Source organism: Paludibaculum fermentans (genome assembly GCF_051172195.1).
Classification (GTDB): Bacteria; Acidobacteriota; Terriglobia; order Bryobacterales; family Bryobacteraceae; genus Paludibaculum; species Paludibaculum fermentans_A.
Genome location: NZ_JBPJAQ010000001.1, coordinates 4,727,513 through 4,750,790, shown reverse-complemented (window position 1 = coordinate 4,750,790; position 23,278 = coordinate 4,727,513). Strand labels below are relative to the sequence as shown.

The window sequence follows — 23,278 nt, the reverse complement described above, 5'->3', positions numbered from 1 at the left end:
CGCTCAAGTCAGTTCCATAATTCCCAGTACCCGGCTATTCACTATTACGGGGTCAAGATTGAAGAGCCGGTGGGCACTCCTGACGGCACGAAGATTTTCTGTGATGTATGTTGTCGCCCAAACATGTTTTCCTTTCCCTGTAGCGGGACGTGTGGTAACCTTCCGAAGTCCGGCGGGCGTCTTTGCCCGCCTAATGAAAACGGCGTATCAGGAGTCTTGCATGAGCCGAGTTACACTCGCGGTCACCGCATTGCTGGTTGGAACCTGCGCAGTCTCCGCGCAGACCGCCAATCCGCTCAGCACGGAAATGAAGCAGATGTATACGGGCGTGAAGACCAACCTCACGCGCATGGCGGAAAAGATGCCGGCGGAGAGCTACGACTTCAAGGCTTCTCCGGACATCCGTTCATTCGGCCAGCTCATCGCGCACATCGCGGATTCGCAGGCCCGGACCTGTTCGACACTAGCCGGCGAGGCCAAGCAACTGGGTGCGGCCTCGAAGACGACGAAGGCAGACCTGGTGGCGGCGCTGCAGGAATCATTCACCATGTGCGATGCCGTGGTGGATGCGATGACGGACGCCAAGGCGGCGGAGATGGTGAAACTGGGCCGCGGAGAACGGTCACGGCTGGGTGCGCTGGCAGGCCTGGTGTCGCACTCCAATGAGGAGTACGGCTACTTGAGCGTCTACATGCGGTTGAAGGGCATCGTGCCTCCTTCGAGCGAACCCAGGAAGTAAAAAGTTTTGTTAATTGACCGTGTCAGGAGCACCACACATTTGGTCTTGTGAATGCTGCTGATACAATGTAATCTGGCGTAGAGTTTTGGGGGAGTCTTTCGTCTTGAGCCTGTCTACTCCGGTCACCGTCCGTTCTCTGTCACCCGTTCTTTCCCGCGCCGGTCAATGGCATCTCCTATCGGGGATCCAGGAAGCGGAAGGCGGTGTGGCCCGATATCATTACATCTCGGAGAACCGCAATGCGCGGGTCTCCACAGAGATCACCGGCTATACAGTTTCGGCCCTGTTGGAGCTGTACGACCGGTCGTGCGAGGACTCTTATCTGGAGGCTGCGGCGCGCGGCGGCGATCTGCTGGTGAAGGCTTGGGACGGACGCAGCTCGGCGATGCCGTTCGAATGGTCGGCCAGCGGCGTACTGCCGGAGCATCACAGCTACTTCTTCGACAACGGCATCATCGCCCGCGCCCTGCTGCGCCTGTGGCGGGCCACCGGCAGCCAGCAGTATCTGGACATGGCCGTGTGCTGCGGCGAGTCGATGAGCCGCGACTTTGTGAACCGACACGACATTCACCCCATCCTGACCCTGCCGGGCAAGTGCCCGGTGGCGCGCGATGCCCGCTGGTCGCGCTCGTCCGACTGCTATCAGTTGAAGTCGGCGCTCGCCTGGCTTGATCTGTATGAGGTGACGGGCAACGAGTCGTTCCGGTCTGAGTTTGAGTGGACGCTGGAGCGTGCGCTGCAGACGCATGGCGAGTTCTTCGACCATGAGCCGCAGAATCACCGCATTATGGACCGCCTGCACGCCTACGGCTATTTCCTGGAGGCGATTCTGGCGGTTTCGGAACGGCCCGAGGTACGCCAGGCGCTGGAAGAAGGCATTGAGCGCGAAGCAGCGCACCTGCGCGCCGTGCGGCACGAGTTTGAACGGTCAGACGCGAATGCCCAGCTGCTGCGGGTGCGTCTATGGGCCGACGCGCAGGGCGCGGTTGCGCTGAATCAGGAGGCCGCCGCCCAGGAAGCACGCTGGGCCGCCGCCTACCAGATGGAGAGCGAAGACCCGCGGCTGGATGGAGGGTTCAACTTCGGACGCCGCGAAGGAGTACTCTCAAATTATTCGAATCCGGTTTCGACCGCATTCTGTTTACAGGCTCTGGCACTTTGGGACGACTACCAACAAGGGTTACCGCTCGCGGATCGTCGCAGTCTGATCTAGCTAACGAAGTACGCGTGTTGTGAGAAAGCCGGAACGCATCCTCGTGGCATTCGCGTCCGGATCGGAAGACCTGATCCCGACCCTGATTGACCAGTTCGAATGCGTGGCGCCAGGACTGCCCATCTATGTTGTGGCGGAATTCCCGCCGCCGCGCGGCAAGTGGATTCCCTGGTTCATCGGCCGCACTTTCCAGCAGAATCTGGCCCGGGTACGCGATGCTGTGCACGGGAAGGAAATCGCCTACACGGCGATGATCCTGCAGCCGCGCATGCCTTACTGGCCCATGCGCACCGCCGCCACGCTGCTGTCGCCCACACGCCTGCTGTGCTTCAACGAGAATCTCGACCACTTCGCCGTCCATCCGCGCGCCGCATTCGCGATTCTGCGCCACATGCGCTGGCGCACGAAGAACTACATCCGCTGGGAGACGCGGCCCGGCGGCTGGGCCTACACGCAGGTCTGGCGTCTGTTGCATCCGTGGGCGTACAAACGGCAAATCTCCTGCAAACTGGCGTTGGCGGCGGGCGCACGGGCGGCCTGGAAGAAAAGCTCCCTGGCGCCGCGGCCGGATCCGCCGCCGGGGCCTGCGAGACCTGAAGGCATCAGCGTCGTCGTGCCGTCCCGCAATGGGCGGGCATTGCTGGAACGCCTGTTGCCGGGCTTGCTCAGCGAATTGCAGGGCTTCGACCATGAAGTCATCGTCTCGGACAACGGCAGCGACGATGGCACGGCGGCCTGGCTGGCGGCCGAATATCCTGCCGTCAGCGTGGAGATCCATCCCCAGCCGCTCAGCTTCGCCGAGGCGGTGAACCGCGGCATCCGCCGCGCCCGGTTCTCCCACACCTGCCTGCTGAACAACGACATGGTGCTGGAGCCCGGCTTCTTCGCGCCTTTGCGCGACGCGTTCCGCAAAGTGCCGGATCTGTTTTGCGCCACGGCCCAGATCTTCTTCCCGGCAGGCGTGCGCCGCGAAGAGACGGGCAAGGCGCTGCTCTGGAATCGCGGCGACGCCGTGGATTTTCCCATCTGGTGCGACGAGCCGCTGGCCGGCGAGGATCTCAGCTATGTCCTCTATGGCAGCGGCGGCTGCTCGCTCTACGACACCGCCAAACTGCTGCAGGCCGGCTGCGTGGGCGAGGTCTTCAAACCCGCCTATGTCGAGGATCTCGACCTGGGCTATCGCGGCTGGGTGCGCGGCTGGCCCACCGTGTTCGTCGCCGGCGCAAAACTGGTGCACCATCACCGCAGCACGACGAAGCGTTATTTCACCGAAGCGCAGATCCAGGCCGTCGTGGAAGTGAACTACCTGCGCTTCCTGGCGCGCAGCGTGGCCGATCCGGAGCTCTTCCAGGGTATGTGGCGGCGCGCCATCCAGCGCCTGAACCTCTATGCCGCGCAGGAGCCCACCCAACCGTGGGTCTTCCCTACCCTGCAGGCTGCACGCTCCGTCGCCGATTGGGTGGAGCCCGCTCCGCCGCAACCCGCCGACGAGGTGTTGGCCCAGGCACTGGGTACCGGCGACGCCGTCAGTTTCCCTGGCAAACCCCGCGATCCACGCAAACCGCTGGTGCTCGTGGCCAGTTCCTACATCCCCTTCCCGCTCTCGCATGGCGGAGCGGTGCGCATCTTCAACCTCATGCGCGGCGCGTCGGAGGAATTTGACCAGGTCCTGATCGCGTTTTGCGACAAGCATGAGGCTCCGGCGCCCGAGATCCTGGCGTTGTGTCACGAGGTGATCCTGGTCCGTCGCGAAGGCTCCCACCTGAAGCCCATGACGGACCGCCCCGACGTGGTGGAAGAGCACGACACGCCCGCGTTTCGCGCCGCCCTGCGCGAGATGATCCGCAAGCATCAGCCGGCGGTGGTCCAGCTCGAATTCACGCAAATGGCGCTCTACGCCCGCGACTGCGGCACCGTCCCCACCATCCTGGTGGAACACGACGTCACCGTGGATCTCTACGCCCAACTGCTGCGCGAACACGCCGATTGGGAGATGGCCCAGCAGCTGGCCCGCTGGCAGCGCTTCGAACGGCAGGCCTGGCGCGATGTGTCCTGCGTCGTCACGATGTCAGAGAAAGACCGCGCCGCCGTGGAGGGCGCACGCCAGGTGCAGGTGCTACCCAATGGAGTCGACCTGCAGCGGTTCCAGCCGTCCGGACAGGAACCGGAGCCGCGCCGCATCCTCTTCATCGGGTCGTTCGCCCACCTGCCGAACCTGATGGCGCTCGAGTTCTTCCTGCGCGAGGCCTGGCCCGCCCTGGAGGCCGTCGGCGCCACGCTCCACGTCATTAGCGGAGCGCGCTCAGAGCACTACCGGGAACTTCACCAGGACCGCGTCAAACTGGATCTCAACCGGCCCGGCATCGAGGTGGAAGGCTTTGTCAGCGACGTGCGCGAGGCGTATAACCGCGCTTCCGTTGTCATCGCTCCGCTGCAGGCCAGCGCCGGCACGAACATCAAGATTATGGAAGCCATGGCGATGGCCAAGGCCGTCGTCTCGACGCCCGCCGGCATCAATGGACTCGACCTGAATCCAGGCAAAGATGTCCTTGTCGTCCAGTCGGGCGCGGAGATGGCCGGCGCGGTCAAAGCCCTGCTGCTCGATCCCGACCAGCGCCGCCGCATCGAGGCTGCCGCCCGCCGCACCGTCGAGGCGCATTACAACTGGGACGCTGTGGCGGCCGCGCAATCCGCCCTCTACCGGTCACTGATGAGGAAGCCTTAACGCGGATAGCCCGCGCTGGCTTTGATTTCCTGGATCTGCAGGATGTGGCGCTGCGAATGGACCGAGATCATCAGGAACCACTGGTAGAGGTCGGTGCCGCTCTTCTGGATCTCGCGCCCGCGCAGATCCTCCTGGGTCGACTTCGCCAGGGCCAGCATCTCGCCGCGCAGCTTCAGGAACTGCTCCAACCCCTTGCGGGCGTCCTTCAATTCGCCTTTCGATTCACGCGCCGCGGCGGTCTTGTTGCGCTCCGTCCGGTCGATTCCGTACCACAACGTCTCCTCATCCGGATGCTTGGGACGAGCGAAGGCGCCCACTGGCTGTTTCAGGCAGTCCTGTACCCATTGCCAGTATTGAGGCTCCGCAATCGTCAGGTGTTCCACCACGTCCAGGATGCTCCACTTGTCGGGAGCCGCCTTGAACGCCAGTTGGGCTGGAGTGAGACCCGTCACTTCCTGCGCCAGCCAGCGGTTGGTCATCTCGAAATGGGCGACCAGCCGTTCCCGCTCCATCGCAGGCAGCGGGCCGGCGGTGCAAACTCCTGTAAATAAAGCGGCAAACGCCAGCACGGCGCAGGCGCCCGGACAGCGGACCGGCAGGCAGCAGGCAGTCATACTGCCCGGGTTGGACGGCCCTCCGGTTGGTTCGTTTGGTAATTCTATTCGGGCAGCAGTTCCAACACCCGCTCGATGTCGGCCGGGGCGATGTAGAAGTGCGGGGACATTCGAACCCAACCCTGGCGCGGAGCCGTAATCACTCCATTCGCCTTGAGGTGGGCATGGGTGGTGCGGGCATCGACACCCGGTTTGCGGATGCAGACAATGCCGGCGCCGGTGGCGGGCGTCCGTTCACCCAGGACCTCGTAGCCCTTGCGGCGCGCCCCTTCGGCCAGTTGGTCGCCCAAGCCCTGGACATGCGGGGCGATGCGGTCAACCCCAACTTCCAGAATGAGTTCCGTGGACTTCCAGAGGCCGAAACAGCCAATTGTGTTCAATGTTCCGCACTCATAGCGGCCCGCGTCCCGGCGGACCGTCATGTCCCGCGACGAATAGTCGGCGAAGCCGGCCACAGTGGTCCAACCGAACTCCACCGGCTCAATCCGGTCCTGCCAGTCCTGTTGGACATAGAGCACGCCGTTGCCTTCCGGACCCAGCAGCCACTTATGGCCGTCGGCGGCTAGCGCCTGGATGTTCATCTTGCGGACGTCCAGCGGGAACGCGCCCAGGCCCTGGATGGCATCGACGAAGAAGAAGACGCCGTGGCGGCGGCAGATCTGCCCAATCGCCTCGAGGTCGGCGCGATAGCCGCTCAGGTACTGGACGAAGCTGATGGCCAGAAGCTTGGCTCCGCGGGCCGCGGCTTCGATTTTGTCCAGCGGATCGAGATAGGACAGCCACTGCACCTGGACTCCGCGCCACTGTTCCAACTTCTTCCAGATGTACAGGTTAGCGGGGAATTCCTCCTGGAAGGCGACGATCCTGTCGCCCGGCTTCCAGTCGAGCCCCAGGGCCACGGTGGCGATGCCCTCGCTGGTGTTCTTGACGATGGCGATCTCGGCCGGTTCGGCATGGATCAGTCGCGCTGTGACGGCGCGCAGGCCGTCGTAGGAGGCCAGCCACTTGTCGTAGTGCAGCGAACCGAAGTTCATGCCGTCATCAGCCAGCCACTTCATCGCGTCCGAGGCGCGGCGGGCCAGCGGCGCCACCGCGGCATGGTTCAGATAAACTAAGTTGTCAGTGACCGGGAATTCCGACCGGTATTGGGCCCAGATTTCCTGCGACCCTAATTCTATGTAACCCATCAACTCTACTGTACGTTAGTCTGGATGAGGGGATCGACTATGATCAGGCGCCTTCCGTTCACTTTGCCCGTGCTGCTGGGCCTCATTGTGCCCACGGTCTGGGCCGACCCGCCCAAGACCAGCGACAGCAAGACGGACAGCACTCAAACCGACGCGAAGAAGACCAGTAACAAGAACAAAAAGAAGGACCCTGACGCCATCGGAGACCGCGATGTCGGCAAGGGCATGAACTGGTATTCGATCGAAAAAGAGATCGCCATGGGCAAGCAGTACGCCATGGAGATCGAGCGTCAGGCCAAAATCGTCGACGACCCCGTGATCGCCGAGTATGTGAATCGCGTCGGCCAGAACCTCGTCCGGAACTCCGACTGCAAAGTCCCGGTGACCATTAAGGTGATCGATACGGACGAACCCAATGCGATGGCGCTGCCCGGCGGCTTCTTCTTCGTGAACACCGGCCTGGTTACCCTGGCCGAGAACGAGAGCGAGATCGCGGGCGTCATGGGCCACGAAATCGCGCACATCGCGGCGCGCCACGGCACGAAGCAGGCCACCCGCGGCCAGTTGGTCAACCTGGCGACCATCCCGCTGATCTTCATGGGCGGCTGGACCGGCTATGGCATCCGCCAGGCCGTTTCGCTCGCCATCCCGCTGGGCTTCCTCCAGTTTTCGCGCGCCTTCGAATCCGAGGCCGACCTGTTGGGCCTGCAGTACATGTACAAGGCCGGCTACGATCCCAACGGTTTCGTCGACTTCTTTGAACGGCTGGAATCGCTAAACAAGCGCAAACCGGGCGCCGTTTCCAAGATCTTCAGCTCGCATCCGCCGACGGGCGACCGCATCACTACCGCCCAGAAGAACATCTCCGACCTGCTGAAAGAGAAGCCGGAATACGTCATCACCACCTCGGAGTTCGAGGACGTCAAGACCCGCCTGCTGTCGATGAACAACCGGCGCCGGGTTGGCTCGACGCCCGAGGACGCCAACCGTCCCACGCTTCGGAAGTCGCCCGGCGGCGGCACCGACCCGATCGACGGCGACGGCAGCGACAAGAAGCCGACCAAGGAAGAATCCGACGAGCGCCCGACCCTCAAGCGCCGCAACTAATCGACCTATCCGCCGACTCCCGCGAACAACGCCATGCCCACCCGGGTGTGGCGTTTTTCATTTGCGGACTACCGCAAATCCCCTATTTGAGATAGACAAACCCGAATGGCGCGCGGGGGTCGTTTCGCGCATCAATAGAGGTATATGGGTACCGGGGATGGCAGTTTACCTCACATCGTGATTGTTGGCGGCGGCTTCGGCGGTTTGGCCGCGGCCCGCGCCTTGCGCCACCTGAACGTCCGCATCACGCTTGTCGATCGCACCAATCACCACTTATTCCAGCCGCTGCTCTATCAGGTTGCAACGGCCATGCTAATGCCCGGACAGATTGCCGCTCCAATCCGTCAGGTCCTGAAGAACGACCGGCACACGACCGTACTTCTGGGTGAAGTATCCAGCGTCGATGCCGCGGCACACACATTAACCGTGGAGACGCCGGAGCGCGAGCCCCTCCATCTCCACTACGACTTCCTGGTGCTGGCCACCGGCGTCCAGCACAGCTACTTCGGCCACGACGAGTTCGAGCAGTTCGCGCCCGGCATGAAGACCATGTCGGATGCGACGAGGGTCCGCAACAAGGTGCTCTCCGCTTTCGAGGCAGCGGAACACGAGACGGATCCCGCCCTGCGCTCCGCCCTGCTGACCTTCGTCCTGGTAGGCGGCGGCCCCACCGGCGTGGAGATGGCCGGGGCTATCGCCGAACTGGCCCGCATGAGCATGAAGTCCGACTTCCGGCGCATCGACCCGCTGGATACGAAGATCCTGTTGGTCGAAGCTTCGCCGCGCGTACTGGGCGGCTTTGACCCGGTCCTCTCTGAGAAGGTGACGAAGCGCCTCACCCACATGGGCGTGCAGGTGCTCACCGGCCATCCGGTGGAGCAGATCGACGATACCGGCGTCACCGTCGGCAGTGAACACATCGCCAGCAAGACAGTCATCTGGACGGCTGGCGTCACCCCTTCGCCCGTCGCCCGCTGGCTGGCCTGTCCGGCCGACCGCGCCGGCCGCGTCAAGGTTCGTTACGACCTGAGCGTCCCTGGTGCGCCGGAGATCTTCGTCATCGGCGACGTAGCCAACTACGAGCAGGACGGCAAGCCTCTACCCGGCGTGGCGCAGGTAGCCATGCAGATGGGCACGCACGTGGCGCGTGTGATGGAGGCGCGCCTGATGAACGACGCTCCGCCGCCGCCGTTCCACTATGTCAACAAGGGCAACATGGCAGTGGTCGGCCGGAACTACGCCATCCTCGAGCGCGGCAATCTCAAACTCACCGGCTATATCGCCTGGCTGGCCTGGTCGATGATCCACGTCCTCTTCCTGGCGCTGCCCAACCTGCGGGTAAGCGTATTCCTGCAATGGGTCTGGTCGTACTTCACGGAACAGCGCGGCTCGCGCCTGATCGTCGAGCCACAAAATTCCTCAAGTACCTCCGATGCTGTCCGATCTGCCTCTTGAGGCAGATCAAATGCACATCCTATTGCTTGCGTTGGCGTTGACCAGCGGTTCTCCGGATTGGAACCAGCCCTCGGTGGGCCGGCCATGGTCGATGCCGTTAAAGGCGGAAGGTGGAACCGCGCCCTACCAATGGGAAGTGACCGCGGGGGAACTTCCGCCCGGTGTACATCTGGTGGATCTGTCGACGGTGATATTGGGCTCGGCGTCGATCCCGGGATTCTTCGGTGCACCGGCTGAAGCAGGTCAGTGGTTTGTCAGGGTTCAGGTCACTGATGCTGAAGGGCAAATCGTTGAGCAATGGCTGGATCTGACGGTTTCGCCGCTCAGTCTGTCGAGGGCGTATGCAGTCGCGCCCGTCGGTGAGGCTCTGGAGTGGCAGGCCGTCGTATCCGAAGGAGCGGCGCCGTTCGAATACCGTCTCGCGCCGCAAGGCTTCCTTCCGCTGGGGTTAGTACTGACCCCCGAAGGAATCCTGCGCGGGACGGTGCTCGTACCAGGAATGTACGAGGTGCCCATAGAAGTGTTGGATGCGGGCGGCAACCGCCTGCGCACTACCCTCACCGTGAACGCTTACGGCGAAGAGACGTCCCTGCCGGCCATCGGCGTCCGGCTCAGCGTGCAGGACTGCCACGTCATCGCCGAATTTCCACCGCTCCCCGAGACCATCACGGCCGAACTCATCGGCGGCGGGCCGGGTGAGGGCGTGGACATCGTCCTCACTAACCTGGAGACCGGCCAGCAGGCCGTGGCCCACTACGAGGATCAGACCCTCAGCCTGTCCAGCAGTTGCGCTGCTTCGCCATCCACTTTGTCCTTGGGCATCGCCTTGGGACTTTGATAGCGCAGCGACGCCAGGTACAACTTCGGCTGCGCCGGTGCCGTCAGGGTCTGAACCTGGTGCCGGGCAAACAGCACGCTGCCCGTCGCCTCCTCCTTATCTGACTTAACCCAGCCCTTCATGCTCCAGGTCTTCAGATGGGCGTCCGGATAGACCGGTCCTGGCGAAAAGGCCGAACCGCCTTCCACCAGTTCGATCCCCTCCAGCGAACCGCCGGAGCACTGGACATTGTGGACGCGCGCTTCGAACTCCCCCAGGTGCTGGATTTGCGTACGAACCTGGGCAGTCACCGCACCCAGCTTGATCGCATACTCGATCTCGATCTTCTCTGTGTCCATCTCGCTGGAGGTGATTTCACCGCGAACCGCTGTCTCGCCCGTGCTGGTATTGCGCAGCGCCAACACATTGTCGATGGTGGCGTGCGCGGGATCGTGCGTCGCCGCGAAGCAGAAATGCGACGAGTACTCCAGCTTGTTGTACTTGTCTCGGTAGTGCGGATCGGGCTTGGTCGATTTGGCGTTGAAGACGCGAACCTGTCCTGAGGACCGCCGCCCGGCCAGCAGCAGGCCCGGTTCCACCAGCGCGATCCCGTAGTCGCTCTTCTCAATGGGCAGCGGCTCTTCCGGCGCGGTCCAGAATGGATCGTCATCGGCAATCCGCCAGAACGCGAAGGCCTGCATGCCCCAGTAAGGATGGCCGCCGTCGATGTAGCTCTCTTTGATGGCCGGCGAGCCTTCCGGGGTATAAGTCTCCCTCAGCTTCCCTGCCTCGGCATCGAAGCCGCCAATGGCAGCGTGATAGAGGATGTTCTGCTGCACGATCCGCCGGAGGAGACCCGGCGAATGCGGCCAGAGCTTCTGCTGATAGGCCAGCACCAGCGGAGTCAGCACACCCCAACGGTAGATGAGCGATCGTCCGAACAGCACATGGCCGCCATGCCCGGCGAAGAACATCGGCGCGGTCTCCAGATACTTCGTCAGGCGCTCGCTGAACCGTTTGCTGATCTCGGGATACCGCGAGCCCACCAGTTCGTTCCAATACAGGAAATGGCTGGCGAAGACCCAGGAGTTGTAATAGTCGTACGCCGCGCCCGTGAGACCGTCGTTATACCACCCGCTGTCGCCCGTCGCCATGGACTCGATCACTTTCATGTCGTCGAGCATGAACTGCGGGTCAGCCTGAAACTCCGGCCATTTCTCCGACAGGCGCAGGCGCGCGGCGTGATTCACGGCCGTGAACAGAGCCCAGTTGTTGCCGCGTACAGGCTGCTTCGTACAACCGTCCAGCCAGGCAGCCACGTTCCTGCGTTCCCCTTCGGTCAGGGCGGGCAGCACTTTGTCGCGCAGCAGCCACAAGCTCCAGGCGACGATGGACGACTCCACCTGCCGTTGATCGCTGCCGCCGGTCTTGGCCGCCTGCCAGTAATCGGGATGCTCCGGATTGCAGCCATTGCGGAAGGCGTTCGTCATGGCGGCCGTGAGTTCCAGCCCCGGCTCGCGTCCACCCGCGATCCACGCCGCCATCGCCGGCATCATGCGGGTGACACCCGTTACGCTGAGCCCCGACTTCGCCAGAAAGTTCCTGGTGATGGTGGCATTCGGATACTCCACCACCGCCATGCTGGCGGACGTCCGGGCGGCATTCTTCAGGTAACCGCGCGTGATGTCGAGGAAGAGGTTTCTGACCTGCGTCTCCGGTGGAGGAGGGGGCGGCGGCGCCTCCCCTTTCTTCCCTCCGGTCTTTCCCCCGGACTTCTTCTTGCTCTGCGCAGCAGCGGCCGCCGCGGGCACCAGACTCAAAAATTCTCGCCGGTACATGCTGACAGCATTATTTCTCAACCGGAGCTTCGGGGGCCACGGTTAATTGACGTTTCACCTTGCGGCCGAAGGTCCCGGTAGCGGTCAGGGTGTAGGTCACCGGCTGTTTGGGCACCGCATAGAAGCAGCCCTGCAGGACCGGCGAGCCGGGAAAAGCCGGCGGATTCACCTCCACCAACGTCGCATTGACCGTGGCGAAGCAAAGCAGGTGGACCGTGTCGCCGCGATCCACTTTCGACGTCCGCACGCGGAAATAACTGATGCGCGGCGCCAGCGCCGGTTCCGGCTCCACTACCAGTTCGAACGATTTACTCAGGGTCCGGCCTTTTGCATCCTCCGCCGTGAGCGTATAGCGAGTGGTTCGCTCCGGGCTGACCTCGAAGCAGCGGTTGAACGAGGGCGAGAGCTCGGCGACGGGAGGATCGAGCTTCACTGCCTTGGCGTTCATCACGCCATAGCAGACCGAGGTTGTCTCGCCCTCAGCGATAGCGCCCGGATACGCATAGAAATTGATGATGCCCAGCCCCTTCGCCGGATCGACCCAGTCAAACGCTTCGGGCCGCTTCACGGGAGTGGTGTTGCGCACCGCCCGCCAGCGCAGGAGATTCGGCATGCCGTCGATCAGCAGCCAGGCCGTCACGATCAGCAGCAGGAGGTTTCCGAGTTGCAGCCAACTCTGCCACCGCTTCATCCGGTCCCATTAGACATCAAACGGAGGCCGTTTGTTCCGACCCCCGCGCATTCCAATTCGGGCGGCGTAACAGGCGGGCATCGTAGAGATTCCGGGAACACGGCAGGCCCGCCGTGTGTCAAAGATTGTCATCAAGTCTCAACTTTCGGAATGCGAAGTCATTTTTCTGGTTTTGTTACAACAGCCGGCAAACATGAGTCGTATTGCAGAGTAGAGTCTGGTGGGAGTGCAATTAAGCGCAGTCATTCCGCTTGGAGACAGCCTCCAAGTGCAGTTCATTTCTTAACTGAGGAGACGACCCGATGAACGATGATCCGGTGAAAGGGCCGCCACCACCTCGGAACAGGCAGGCTTCGGCTACCCCGGCGTATGGGAAGCTGCCGTCAGCGTGGGTCGATTTCATCCGCTACTGCCAGGAAATGCGGTATGGCGAAATCGAGCGGTTGTGCATTCAGGACGGTTTGCCCGTGCTGGCCGAAACCACACGGCAAAAGGTGAAGTTCACAAGCTAGACCGAACGTCCGATTCCGGCTGACCGAAACACTCGGAGGCCGTCGCGAGGGAAAACCAGGTTCCCAGCGGCGGCCTCTTTTGTTTTTGGCCGGCCGGAAAACGGCCAATGAAAGAGAGCAGCCAATGCGAATAGGATTCGTGTGTCTGATTGTGCAGTTGTGTCTGGTGGTCCACGGCAGGCCCGTCCAGATGCAGGCCGACCTGCCGGACAGCGAGGCTGTCCAACGCTGGGTGTCCACGATGGAAGCGGCCCAGGAATTGCGACGGCAAGGGAGCTATGAGGCGGCTTACCGCGGCTTCGAGGATGCCGCCGTCCAGGCGCGAGGCATGCCCGGCCGCCCCATCCTGCGCGCCCGCAACTACGAGTACCTGGGCAGCGTGGCTGCGATCCTTGGCCGGCCCTTTGAAGCGGAAGGCCATTATCAGTCGGCCATCCGGCTCTGGGAATCGATGGGCGAAATCGGCACGATCGCGCAACTCCAAGCCATGGCCGACCTCGTCAATCTCTACGTCGAGACCGGCCAGACCGGCAAGGCGGACCGCCTGGCGAAACGATTAGTCTCCGACAGCGAGGGCAAGCTCGAATCGAACCGCACGGCAGCCGGCCGGGTGCTGCTCGCCCTGGCCGCGGCGGCCTACCTGAACGGGGATCTCAACCGGGCCGAGTCGCTCTGCCGGAAGGCGCTGGAGGCGAAGATCGGCAATCCGGAGATCATGGCGGAAGAACTGTCGCAGGCCCACAACCAACTGGGTCTCATTCTGTGGCAGCGGGACCGGCACGCGGCGGGACTGGAACAAGCGCGCAAGGCGGTCGAGATCCTCGAAAGGAACGATCGCACGCATTCCATCGAGTACGCTGCCGCCCTGGCCAACCAGGCCATGATGTCTTCCATGGAAAACGGCGATCGCCGCGCACCGGACATGATGCGGCGTTCCATCGAGGTCGTACGCGCCGGCGTCGGCACGGGGCACGTCTTCCTGGCGGAGTTACTGGTCAACTATGCTGGTCTGCTCAAGCAGGCCAAGCGCGGCAACGAGTCCAAGGCGGCGCAGCGCGAGGCGCAGCAGATCTTCCAGCGGACTCTGGTGCAGCAGCCGGGTCAGCACACGGTGGATGTGTCCGACCTGATGCGGGCCAGCAAGCACCACTAGGGCTGTTGCGCTCCACCGTCCACCGCTCGCGCATTGCCCCGCGACGCGCCATTCCTGTGCCAACTGTAAAACTCTGTGTTTGATACAGCCGGTTGCCGGGCTGGGCCGTATTGCAAGACAGTACCTGGTCCAACACCAGTCAATCGCGGCCAGCCCGCGTGGCAGTGGTAGCCACGCGGCGCAGAGTCAAGTTCAGGAACTGAAAAGACGATCCCTTTTCGGCTGGCCGAAGCCCTCGGAGGCCGCTCCCGGGGAGTTTTGCGTCCCCGCGACAGCCTCTTTCTGTCTTCGACCGCTGGAATCGGCCACTCAAACAAGGAAGGCCATGAGAAGAGGATTCGTGTGTCTCATCGTCCGTTGCAGCGCGGTCGCCATCGGTTGCGCCGCGTATGGACAGTCCAACACGACGCCGGAAGACCCCGCCCGGCGCTGGGCTGGTCTTGTGGAAACAGCCCAGCAACAGCGGCAGGCCGGAGACTACCAGGCGGCCTTTCAGACCCTGCAGCAGGCCAGCGACCTGAGCCGGCAAACCCCAGGCGCGACTCAAATGCGGGCGCGGAGCTACGAGTACCTCGGTAGCGTTGCCGCGCTGCTGGGCAGGCCCACCGAGGCGGAAACCATGATGAAATCCTCCATCCGCCTCTGGGAGGAATCCGGTGAAGCAGGCTTGGTCGCCCGCCTGCAGGCTGAAGCGGACCTGCTCAGCCTGTATGTCGCCACGGGGCGGCCCGGTCCAGCCGCGCGCCTGGCCAGGACCCTGGCCGCAAGCTGCGACGCCAGGCTCGATCAGGATGCCGCGGCGGCCGACAAAGTCTACGGCGCGCTGGCGGCCGCGGCCTATTTGAACCAGGACCTGCCGCGCGCGGAAGCCCTCTCCCGTAAAGCGATTCAGTTCCACAAGTTCAATCCCAGTGACATGCCGGAAGAGAGATCGCAGGTCCACAATCAGCTCGGCCTCATCCTGTGGCAACAGGGACGGAAAGACGAGGCCCGCCAGGAGGCCCAGGTGGCGGTCGACATCCTCGAGGCCAATCGTCGCGTGAACGTCGTCGAATACGCCTCCGCCCTCAGCAATCTGGCCAAGATGAAGGGCGCCGATAGAAACGACCCGAACGCACTGGAAATGATGCACCGCGCCATTGAAATAGTGCGGTCCAACATAGGTCCAAGCCATGTTTTCCTGGTGGGCCTGTGGTCCGACTATGCCGACCTGCTCAAGCGCGCCAAACGCGGCGAGGAGTCTAAAGCCGCTCGCCGCGAGGCGCAGAACATCTACCAGCGCACCCTCGTGCAGCAGCCCGGACGCTACAGCGTAGACGTGGCGGACTTCACTCGGGACGCCGGCAAGCGCTGAGGGAACGCCGGCCTAGGCCAGCAGCTCCTGGGTCCGGATGAGCCGTTCCCGCACGCGCACCCCGTTGGGGCACTCAATCGTGCACTTGTCGCAGGACTCGCAGCGGACCCCTTGCAGCTCAGCCGGCATTGTCCGGAAGTTGTCGCGCGCCAGCGCAAACTCACCATACCCGTCCGCGTAGGTCAAATACCGCAGCATGTCGCTCACCGGCAAACCCTGCGGGCACGTCCCGGCGCAGGTCCCGCACATCCGGCAGTACAAGGGCGCAATGCGCTCCATCTGCGCGGCCAGCAGCTTGGAATCCGCCTCCCGGTAAGGCTCTTTCATTGCCTTGAGGTTCTCATCCAGCTGTTCGTTGTCTTTGATGCTCGGAATCGTCGTATGCACGTACGGCATGCGCAGCGCCCACTTCAGCGCCGACAGCGCCGCCCCGGGTTTCGCCATGGCGGCCTTGGCCCGGTCAAAATCGTAACTGCGATCCAGCCGCATCGTCCCGGCCATCACCTTCATCGCCACCACGCCGATGCCCGCATCCGCAATCGACTTCACCAGCGGCTCCATCGTCGCGGCCATGGCGAAGTTGTAGGTGGTGAGGATCACGTCAATGGCGCCGGTCTTGATCGCCGCCGGAATCACCTCGGCATGCCCGTTGTGCAGGCTCACCCCGGCGAACCGGATCTTGCCCTGCTTCTTCGCAATCTGCTGCGCTTCCAGCAGCTCCGGAGTAATCTGCTCCGCCCGGTCTTTGGCATGCAGATACCAGATGTCGATGTGATCGGTGCCTAGCTCCTTCAACGTGATATCGATATCACGCAGGGCGCCTTCCTTGTCCTTCGCAATCGTCTTGGAAGAGAGCACCAGCTTCTGGCGGTGCGCCTTCACAGCGCCGCCCACCATGCGCTCGTTGTTCCCACCCGAATAGACACGGGCCGTGTCGAAGTAGGTGATGCCCTGGTCGATGGCGCGTTCGATCACGCTGGGATCAGAAGTCACCATACAGCCGAAGCCGACACTGGTGACTTTCAAGCCGGTCTTGCCCAGGGTCCGGATGGGGGCCGGCGGCGGAGCGCCCGGCGCGGCCAGCAGAACAGGCGAAATGGCGCCGGCAGCCAGAAAGCCGCGGCGGGAGAAATTCGAACTCACGGGATACAACCTCCGGAATTTGACCTTCAACAACCGGCGCCGCGACTAGCCCAGCTTGGGCGGCAGTTCCGTCAGCGGGCCCATCCACTGCATCATGCGCTCGATATCGGTGTGCAGGCGGTACTTCTGCTGCACCTTCTCCGTCGTCTCGCCGCGCAATTCGATCCCTGCCCGGTCGAACGTGCCGATGCCCACCTTCTCGCAATACTGCAGGTAGCCCATCCACTCGGGATTCACACCCATGCACTCGACGCCGATGCGGTCGGCGGCCACAAAGTCGGTCGACGCAATCGCCACGCGCGAAGCCACCGGCGTGCCGGAACCCGGGCCGTTGCCTTCCATTCCTTCAAACCCGTCGATCACGGCCACGCCCCAATTCGGCTTCAGCCGTTCCGCCGTGCGCATGATGTCGTAATGCGTCTGCCGCACTCCGCCGTGATAGACACGCTTGTCGTTCCAGCGCTTCGCCTCGCCGCGCTTGTAGTGCAGCGGAGCGCCCAGCGCCATGTTCTTGATGTTCATGGTCGCAATCACGACGTTGTGAGTTTTCAACAGACCGGCGGAGATGACGAAGGCGTCAGGATCGAGCAACCGCTTGGCCAGGCGGACTGGCTGGATCTGGAGATTCGCGTCCAGTATCTGCAGCGTCTCGTACTCGGCTTCTTCATTAAGATCCACCAACTTGATGTTCATCTTCTTGTGATCATCAATGGCGGCCTGGTACTTGAAATTGTCAAAACCGGCGGTCGTGAAACCGGCTGAGGATTCCGCAATGAACACCGGGCCCTTGTAGCGATCGGCCAGGTAATCGAGAATTCCGTTCAGGGCGTCGGCGTGCGTGGCTGCCAACTGGCGCTCCGTGGAGACCATGTTCGGCTTGATAACAACAGACTTACGTCCGCGCAGCTTCGCCGTGATCTCCTTGTCGATCAGGCGCATTGCGGCCGTGACGTTCTTGCGGCGATCTTCGCCTTTGAACAGGCCGGCGGGCACTTGCGTGGCGGCCCGAGCGGTGCGGGAAGCCAGCAGCAGCCCGGCGGATGCGCCAAACAGACCCCGGCGGGTGAAAGTAGTGGCCATTGCGAACACCTCTGTCAATATAGTATGTAAAGAGCTGAAACTCTGTAAAGGAGGATTTCGACATGAGCGCGACGCGACGCGGATTCCTGGCCGGCATCGGCCTGGCTGGAACTGTTGGCCTGGAGGCGGCACCCTCCGCCCTCGAGATGCCTAAAAGGACGCTGGGTAGAACCGGCATCAAGGTGACCGTGCTCGGCTTCGGCTGCATGACCACCTCCGACCCCACGGTCATTGAACAGGCTGCCGACGCCGGCATCAACTGGTTCGATACCGCCCGGGGCTATCAGAACGGAAACAACGAGCGCATGGTCGGAGCCGCCCTGAAGAGCCGCCGCGACAAGCTCCACATCACCAGCAAGACCCCCGGCAAGACCAAGGCCGAGGTACTGGCACATCTGGACACCACGCTGAAGGAACTGCAGACCGATCACATCGACGTGTGGTATCTCCACTCCCGCTCCACCCCCGCGGCCACTCCGGATGAGCTCTTCGACGCGCAGGACGAAGCCATCAAAGCCGGCAAAGTGCGCTTCAAGGGTGTCAGCTTCCACAGCGGCCACAAAGAGATGATTCCGTTCCTCATCGAGAAGAAGCGCACCGACGTCCTTCTCATGAGCTACAACTTCACGATGGATCCTGAGCTCGATGCGCTCATCGACAAGGCCAACACAGCCGGCATGGGCATCGTCGCCATGAAGGTAATGGCCGGCGGCTTCCGCCAGAACAAGCAGGGTTCGCCCATGTTCGAGAAGCTGTCCAAGACCGGCACCATGGCCGCCGCCCTCAAGTGGGCCGTGCGCCGCACCGCCATCCACACCTCCATCCCGGGCATCATGGATGCCGATCAACTGGATGAGAACTTCAAGGCTGTCGCCGCCGGCTACAAGAAGGAAGTCGACGACAAACTTCTGGCTGCCCAACTCAAGTTCATCAGCCCGCTCTATTGCCGCTTCTGCGGCTCCTGCTCAGGCAAATGCGCACAGGGTCTCCCGGTCAGCGACATCATCCGCTATGTCAGCTATGCCGAAGGCTACGGCGAATTCGCCCTTGGCCGTGAAAACTATCAGACCTTGCCTGAGAATCTTCAGCAGGTGAAGTGCGGCGATTGCACCAACTGCAGCATCGCTTGTCCGAACGGCGTCCGCGTGGCCGAACGCGTGGCCCGTGCACAGGAGATGTTTGCGTGAGGGCTTTATTGCTGTCACTGATCGGAATGGTGGCAATGGGGCAGTCTCCGGACTGCTCCATCTCACCGGGGTTTGTCCAGGATGGAAAGGTTCGCCAGTTTGATACCGAAACCCTGTACGAGTACATGAACGGGAATTCGGAAGGTTATTTCCTGTACGGCTTCAAGAGCATGACCGGAATCACGTGCAAGAAAGGCGGAGTGACGCTGATCGCCGATATCAGTACGTTCCCTTCACCCGAATTGGCGTACGGAATGTTCACCGGTAATTTGGATCCCCGCCTGCCTACCGAGAAGATCGGAGCCGGCGGCCAGGTGACGCCCCGCAAAGTACTTTTTGTAAAAGGGCAGTTCCTGGGAGAAATTGCAGCCGAACCCGAAGGCGAGTACACCGCTCTGCTGCGCGCCGCCGCTGTCGAGTTCGAAAAGAAAATCTCCGGAACTACGGAAATCCCGATGGAGTTGGGGTGGTTCCCGAAAGAACGGCTACAGGCGGGTTCCCCGCGACTGGTGCCGCAAAGCGTCCTCGGGCTGCGTATCCTGAAACGCGGCTATCTCGCTCAATATGACGAGGGCAAGTCATTTGTAGTAACAGAGGACTCACCCGCTTCCGCCACGGCCTTATTCGCCAAACTGAAGGAACGGTTCCCCGGCGGCACCACCGCACAGGTCGGCGACGAAGGCTATGCGACCGAAGACCGCTACCTGGGCAAAATGTGTCTATTCCGTAAAGGAAAGCGCGTAGCCGGCTTCACCAATGCGCCGCCGTCCGGCGATGCAGCCCAACGGGCCACGCAATTAGCGGCTCGTATCCCGTAAGTTTAATATTTTTTACAGGCCCTCTACAAATTTACTGGACAATGCAGCATAATGGAGCTGCTTACGGTCGTTGTGCGCCTCGCAGCTCCAAATGAAAACGATTATTGTGTTTCTCCTGCCGGCCTTTCTCCTGGCTGGCCCTCCCCTCAATCGCGCTCGTCTCGCGGAAACCACACAAGCTTCGGATGTTCGCGCCGCCCTGCGCGGCCTGCGCTCCTCAGAGCCAAATCGCGGCGATCGTTTCCGGAATCGCGCCGCGTCCCTGCCCGGCCGCACGCCTCTGGCCGCCGGCGCCGGTGTAGCCACGTCCTCCGGCTATCTGGGCGGAACGGCCATAGATGATATTTACGGCATGGCGAAAGACCCACAGGGGAACCTGATCGTCGCCGGCGACTCCACCTCCGCCGAATTGCAGGCCACGGCCGGCGCCGTTGCCCACGATCGCGGCGACGTCTTCGTCCAGAAACTCAAAGCCGATGCCTCGGCGGTGCTCTGGACAGCCCGGTTGGGCGGCACCCAATCAGAAAGCGCAACCGCGGTGACCGTGGACGCCAAAGGCGACGTTTATGTCACTGGCTGGACTGCTTCGTCTGATTTCCCCACTTCGGCGAATGCATTTCAGCGGTTTGGCCAGGGCGGCGACGATGCGTTTGTCGCCAAATTGTCGGGCAAGGATGGCAGTCTCGTTTATTGCACCCTGCTGGGCGGCACGAAAAACGAATCGCCCGACGCCATCAGTGTGGATGCGACCGGTGTGGTGGCCGTCACCGGCCACACCACATCGACGAATTTCCCCACCCAGGCAGCCGGCTCCCGCGGAGCATTTTCGTCCGGACCTGGCGCAATGATTGCGCGGCTCAACGCCGCCGGCACGGCGCTGGTTTCCAGCACGGTGCTCACCGGCAACGGCTGGGTGGAAGGCTTCGCCATCGCCAGCCTGGCGGACGGCACCTACCAGGTGGCAGGAGCCGCGACCGCCAGCGATCTACCCATGGTGAAGTCGTTCCAGAAGAACCAGCAGAGCGCCGGAGTCTGGCGTTCCGGCAATGCCGCCCAAAGTTGGATCCCCGGGGCTGACGGCATGCGCGGCATCCAGGGTGAGTCGTTGGTGATCGATCCCTTAAATCCACAGATCCTCTATGTGGCGACCTCACGCGGCGTCTACAAATCCACCGACGGCGGCTTCACCTGGAAGGCCGCCAACTCAGGCCTCACCTCCGCCGCCACGCAATACCTGGCCATCGACCCCAAGACCCCGACCACCCTTTACGTAGCCACTTCCACGGTCGGCGTGTTTAAGTCAACCGACGGAGGCGCCAACTGGTCCGCGGCCAATTCCGGTCTCGCCAAAAACGCGTGGCAGGTCACCCTGGATCCGCAAAACCCCAGGACTCTCTACGCCGCCACCAGTTCCAGCGGCATCATGAAGAGCACCGACGGGGGTGACACCTGGAACACCGCCAACAGCGGGCTGGACGAGGACTACCCTTATATCCTCCAGATTTCGGTCGATCCCCAGACGCCCTCCACCTTGTACGCCGCCGGCTACCTGTCGGTGTATCGCAGCCGCGACTCGGGCCTGACCTGGACGCCGCTGAATGCCGGGCCATTCGACGAGATCTACACCTCCATCCACGTCGACGAAAACAACTCCAGCACCATCTACGCGTCCTCCTACTTCAGCGGCTCCTACCGCAGTACGGACGGCGGCGCCTCCTGGCAACCCATGCGCAGCGGGCTCTCCCCTTACATGACGGTCTACGAGTTCCGAGCCGGTACCAACGCCCCTGGCGTCGTCTATGCAGCAACCGACTACGGCATCTATAAGTCACTGAACTACGGCCAGACCTGGAGCCAACCAGCCCTCGAGCTCTCGAACCACTACATCTACGGCCTGGCCCTCAACCCGCTGGATAAAAACGTGGTCTACTCCTGCGGGCAACTCGCGCCGGATGGCTTCGTGATGCATCTGGATAAGGACGCGCAGTCGATTCTCCAATCCACTTACCTGGGCGGAGACGGCGACGACGAAATCTACGCGATCGCCATCGGAGCCGATGGGGCCGTACATGTGGCGGGCGGCAGCGACTCGCCGGACTTCCCCCTCACGCCGGGCGCACCCCAGACCGTCATCGAAGGCACGATCGACGCCTTCGTCTCAACGCTCGATCCCGCCCTCGGAACCCTCCCGTTCTCCACCCTGCTGGGCGGCGACGGAGTGGAGTTCGCCACGTCCCTGGCCATTGAACCGGGCGGAACCCTGGCCGCCGCCGGCTGGACCGATTCCCTGCAGTTCCCGGTGACCGGCGGGCTCGGCAATCAGCCTCTCGGCGGCTCGGCGGACATGTTCCTGGCCCGGATTTCCCCCATCGCCCCGGGCTTTGCGCTCACCACCCTGCTGGGCGGCAGCGGCCTGGACTCCGCCACCTCGGTTGTTGCCACCGGCAATGCCACCTGGGTCGGCGGCTATACCACCTCGCGCGACCTCACCGGCACGCTCACAGGCGCTGGCGCCGGCTACCTCGGCGGCGCCTCGGACGCCCTGTTGGTTCGTGTCTCCGGCATGGCCGCCGATGCAACCTTCCAGCAGAAAAGCCTGACGTTTGACATCCTGCTCGACGGCGGCCCGCTCACCCAGGAAAAGACGATCGCCGTCACCAGCCTCGCTGGAGCCTTGCCGCTGGAAGCCAAAGTGCCCGCCGACGCAACCTGGCTGAAAGCCGTCCCGAATCCAAAGGCGGCCGGCGAACTGCTCGTACAGGTCGACGCGACCAGTCTCCTCGCCGGAGAGTATAAGACCGCGATCGACGTCTCCTCGCCGCTTGCCGGCGTGGCCGCCATGCCAGTGGCGGTGACCCTGCGCCTGAAGAACGCCACCCCGCCCGTCCTCACCGCATCGGGTGTTCTCCATGCGGCGGAACGCACCGCCCAGGCCATCGCGCCCGGCCTCCCCATCCTGCTGCAGGGCGACGGCTTCCTCTTCACCGGTGGCAAGCTGACACCCGACCCCGCGGCCGAAGTCCTGCCCACCACCCTCGGCCGCGTCTCCGTCACCATCAATGGGACCCTCGCACCGCTCGAGTCCGTGGAAGGCACGGCCATCGCGGCCATCACGCCCTTCGGCCTCACCGGCGATCGCGCCACCATCGTGGTGACCCGCGACGGTCTCGCCGGCGAGCCCATCGAAGTCGCCCTCACGCCCACCGCCCCCGGCCTGTTCACCGCCGACGGCTCCGGCCAGGGCCAGGCGCGGGCCGAGAATGAAGACGGCACCACCAACACCGTCGACAATGCCGCCGAACACGGCCGCCCGATCATCCTGCACGCCACCGGAGCCGGCATCATGACGCCCGCCGTCGCCGATGGCCAGCTCGTCACCGACGCCGATCATCACCCCGACGCCAAGGTCGAGGTCTTCATCGGCGGCCTACCGTGCGATGTCTACTACTCGGGTGCCGCCCCCGGCCGCTTCGCCGGCTACCTGGATCTCAACCTGAAGGTGCCGGATGAAGTGACACCCGGACCGGCTGTGCCCGTCGTCCTGCGAATCGGCGGCAAGGACAGCACCCAAATCGTAACGATTGCGGTTCGTTAATGTATTCCCCTCCGCGGGCCGGAACCCTCAATTGAGTCCCGGGCCCGCGA

General features: G+C 63.0%; 18 protein-coding genes. 12 read left to right on the top strand and 6 right to left on the bottom strand.

The annotated features are described in order from the left end of the window. Nucleotides 1-220 precede the first annotated feature (220 nt). The 3 genes from ACR9Y2_RS19105 to ACR9Y2_RS19095 all read left to right on the top strand — a co-directional run bounded on the left by ACR9Y2_RS19105 (nt 221) and on the right by ACR9Y2_RS19095 (nt 4,677). Nucleotides 221-739, top strand: coding sequence for a DinB family protein (locus tag ACR9Y2_RS19105; RefSeq protein WP_435043184.1), 519 nt, complete (start codon nt 221-223; stop codon nt 737-739). Between the two features lie 103 nt (nt 740-842). Further along, nucleotides 843-1,952, top strand: coding sequence for a hypothetical protein (locus ACR9Y2_RS19100; RefSeq protein WP_435043183.1), 1,110 nt, complete (start codon nt 843-845; stop codon nt 1,950-1,952). 19 nt (nt 1,953-1,971) lie between these two features. Further along, the gene (locus tag ACR9Y2_RS19095) at nt 1,972-4,677 is read left to right on the top strand and encodes a glycosyltransferase (protein ID WP_435043182.1); all 2,706 of its coding nucleotides are present in this window, start codon (nt 1,972-1,974) and stop codon (nt 4,675-4,677) included. On the opposite strand, the gene ACR9Y2_RS19090 is transcribed toward ACR9Y2_RS19095, so the two are convergent. Together ACR9Y2_RS19090 and ACR9Y2_RS19085 are read right to left on the bottom strand one after the other, a co-directional pair. Further along, complete coding sequence (locus ACR9Y2_RS19090) at nt 4,674-5,291, bottom strand: DinB family protein (RefSeq protein ID WP_435043181.1); 618 nt, start codon at nt 5,289-5,291, stop codon at nt 4,674-4,676. The two genes, ACR9Y2_RS19095 and ACR9Y2_RS19090, sit on opposite strands and share 4 nt — an antisense overlap. A gap of 44 nt (nt 5,292-5,335) precedes the next feature. After that, entirely contained in the window at nt 5,336-6,478 is a 1,143-nt protein-coding gene (locus ACR9Y2_RS19085; protein ID WP_435043180.1) for an aminotransferase class V-fold PLP-dependent enzyme, read from the bottom strand. A gap of 39 nt (nt 6,479-6,517) precedes the next feature. Between ACR9Y2_RS19085 and ACR9Y2_RS19080 the strand changes: the two genes are divergently transcribed. The 3 genes from ACR9Y2_RS19080 to ACR9Y2_RS19070 all read left to right on the top strand — a co-directional run bounded on the left by ACR9Y2_RS19080 (nt 6,518) and on the right by ACR9Y2_RS19070 (nt 9,878). Further along, on the top strand, nt 6,518-7,585 hold the full coding sequence (locus tag ACR9Y2_RS19080; RefSeq protein WP_435043179.1) for a M48 family metallopeptidase: 1,068 nt from the start codon (nt 6,518-6,520) through the stop codon (nt 7,583-7,585). Nucleotides 7,586-7,729: 144 nt separating this feature from the next. After that, the gene (locus tag ACR9Y2_RS19075) at nt 7,730-9,040 is read left to right on the top strand and encodes an NAD(P)/FAD-dependent oxidoreductase (RefSeq protein WP_435043178.1); all 1,311 of its coding nucleotides are present in this window, start codon (nt 7,730-7,732) and stop codon (nt 9,038-9,040) included. A 10-nt stretch (nt 9,041-9,050) separates the two neighbouring features. Continuing rightward, the gene (locus ACR9Y2_RS19070) at nt 9,051-9,878 is read left to right on the top strand and encodes a putative Ig domain-containing protein (RefSeq protein WP_435043176.1); all 828 of its coding nucleotides are present in this window, start codon (nt 9,051-9,053) and stop codon (nt 9,876-9,878) included. Here ACR9Y2_RS19070 and ACR9Y2_RS19065 read toward each other — a convergent pair. Then, complete coding sequence (locus ACR9Y2_RS19065; protein ID WP_435043175.1) at nt 9,803-11,695, bottom strand: DUF2264 domain-containing protein; 1,893 nt, start codon at nt 11,693-11,695, stop codon at nt 9,803-9,805. The two genes, ACR9Y2_RS19070 and ACR9Y2_RS19065, sit on opposite strands and share 76 nt — an antisense overlap. A 10-nt stretch (nt 11,696-11,705) precedes the next feature. Further along, the gene (locus tag ACR9Y2_RS19060) at nt 11,706-12,386 is read right to left on the bottom strand and encodes a hypothetical protein (protein WP_435043174.1); all 681 of its coding nucleotides are present in this window, start codon (nt 12,384-12,386) and stop codon (nt 11,706-11,708) included. A gap of 302 nt (nt 12,387-12,688) precedes the next feature. Here ACR9Y2_RS19060 and ACR9Y2_RS19055 point away from each other — a divergent pair, with 302 nt between their 5' ends. The 3 genes from ACR9Y2_RS19055 (at nt 12,689) to ACR9Y2_RS19045 (ending at nt 15,405) form a co-directional block, all read left to right on the top strand. Further along, nucleotides 12,689-12,898, top strand: a complete 210-nt coding sequence (locus ACR9Y2_RS19055; protein ID WP_435043173.1) for a hypothetical protein — start codon at nt 12,689-12,691, stop codon at nt 12,896-12,898. Between the two features lie 124 nt (nt 12,899-13,022). Next, complete coding sequence (locus ACR9Y2_RS19050) at nt 13,023-14,051, top strand: hypothetical protein (protein ID WP_435043172.1); 1,029 nt, start codon at nt 13,023-13,025, stop codon at nt 14,049-14,051. Between the two features lie 325 nt (nt 14,052-14,376). Continuing rightward, a complete protein-coding gene (locus ACR9Y2_RS19045) occupies nt 14,377-15,405 on the top strand; it encodes a tetratricopeptide repeat protein (RefSeq protein ID WP_435043170.1) in 1,029 nt (342 codons plus the stop codon). Between the two features lie 12 nt (nt 15,406-15,417). Here the strand turns inward: ACR9Y2_RS19045 and ACR9Y2_RS19040 are convergent, their stop codons facing one another. Further along, nucleotides 15,418-16,548 (bottom strand): aldo/keto reductase, encoded by a 1,131-nt coding sequence (locus ACR9Y2_RS19040; protein ID WP_435043168.1) that lies wholly within the window; start codon nt 16,546-16,548, stop codon nt 15,418-15,420. Nucleotides 16,549-16,593: 45 nt separating this feature from the next. Continuing rightward, entirely contained in the window at nt 16,594-17,628 is a 1,035-nt protein-coding gene (locus ACR9Y2_RS19035; RefSeq protein ID WP_435043167.1) for a DUF362 domain-containing protein, read from the bottom strand. Between the two features lie 62 nt (nt 17,629-17,690). On the opposite strand from ACR9Y2_RS19035, the gene ACR9Y2_RS19030 reads away from it, so the two are divergent. From ACR9Y2_RS19030 to ACR9Y2_RS19020, 3 genes are all read left to right on the top strand, one after another. Further along, nucleotides 17,691-18,815 carry an aldo/keto reductase gene (locus ACR9Y2_RS19030; protein WP_435043166.1) on the top strand — a complete coding sequence of 375 codons (1,125 nt, stop codon included), beginning with the start codon at nt 17,691-17,693 and terminating at the stop codon, nt 18,813-18,815. Beyond that, nucleotides 18,812-19,633, top strand: a complete 822-nt coding sequence (locus ACR9Y2_RS19025) for a DUF6599 family protein (RefSeq protein WP_435043165.1) — start codon at nt 18,812-18,814, stop codon at nt 19,631-19,633. The genes ACR9Y2_RS19030 and ACR9Y2_RS19025 overlap by 4 nt, the downstream gene beginning before the upstream one ends. A 91-nt stretch (nt 19,634-19,724) precedes the next feature. Next, entirely contained in the window at nt 19,725-23,228 is a 3,504-nt protein-coding gene (locus ACR9Y2_RS19020; RefSeq protein ID WP_435043164.1) for an SBBP repeat-containing protein, read from the top strand. The last annotated feature ends 50 nt before the right edge of the window (nt 23,229-23,278 follow it).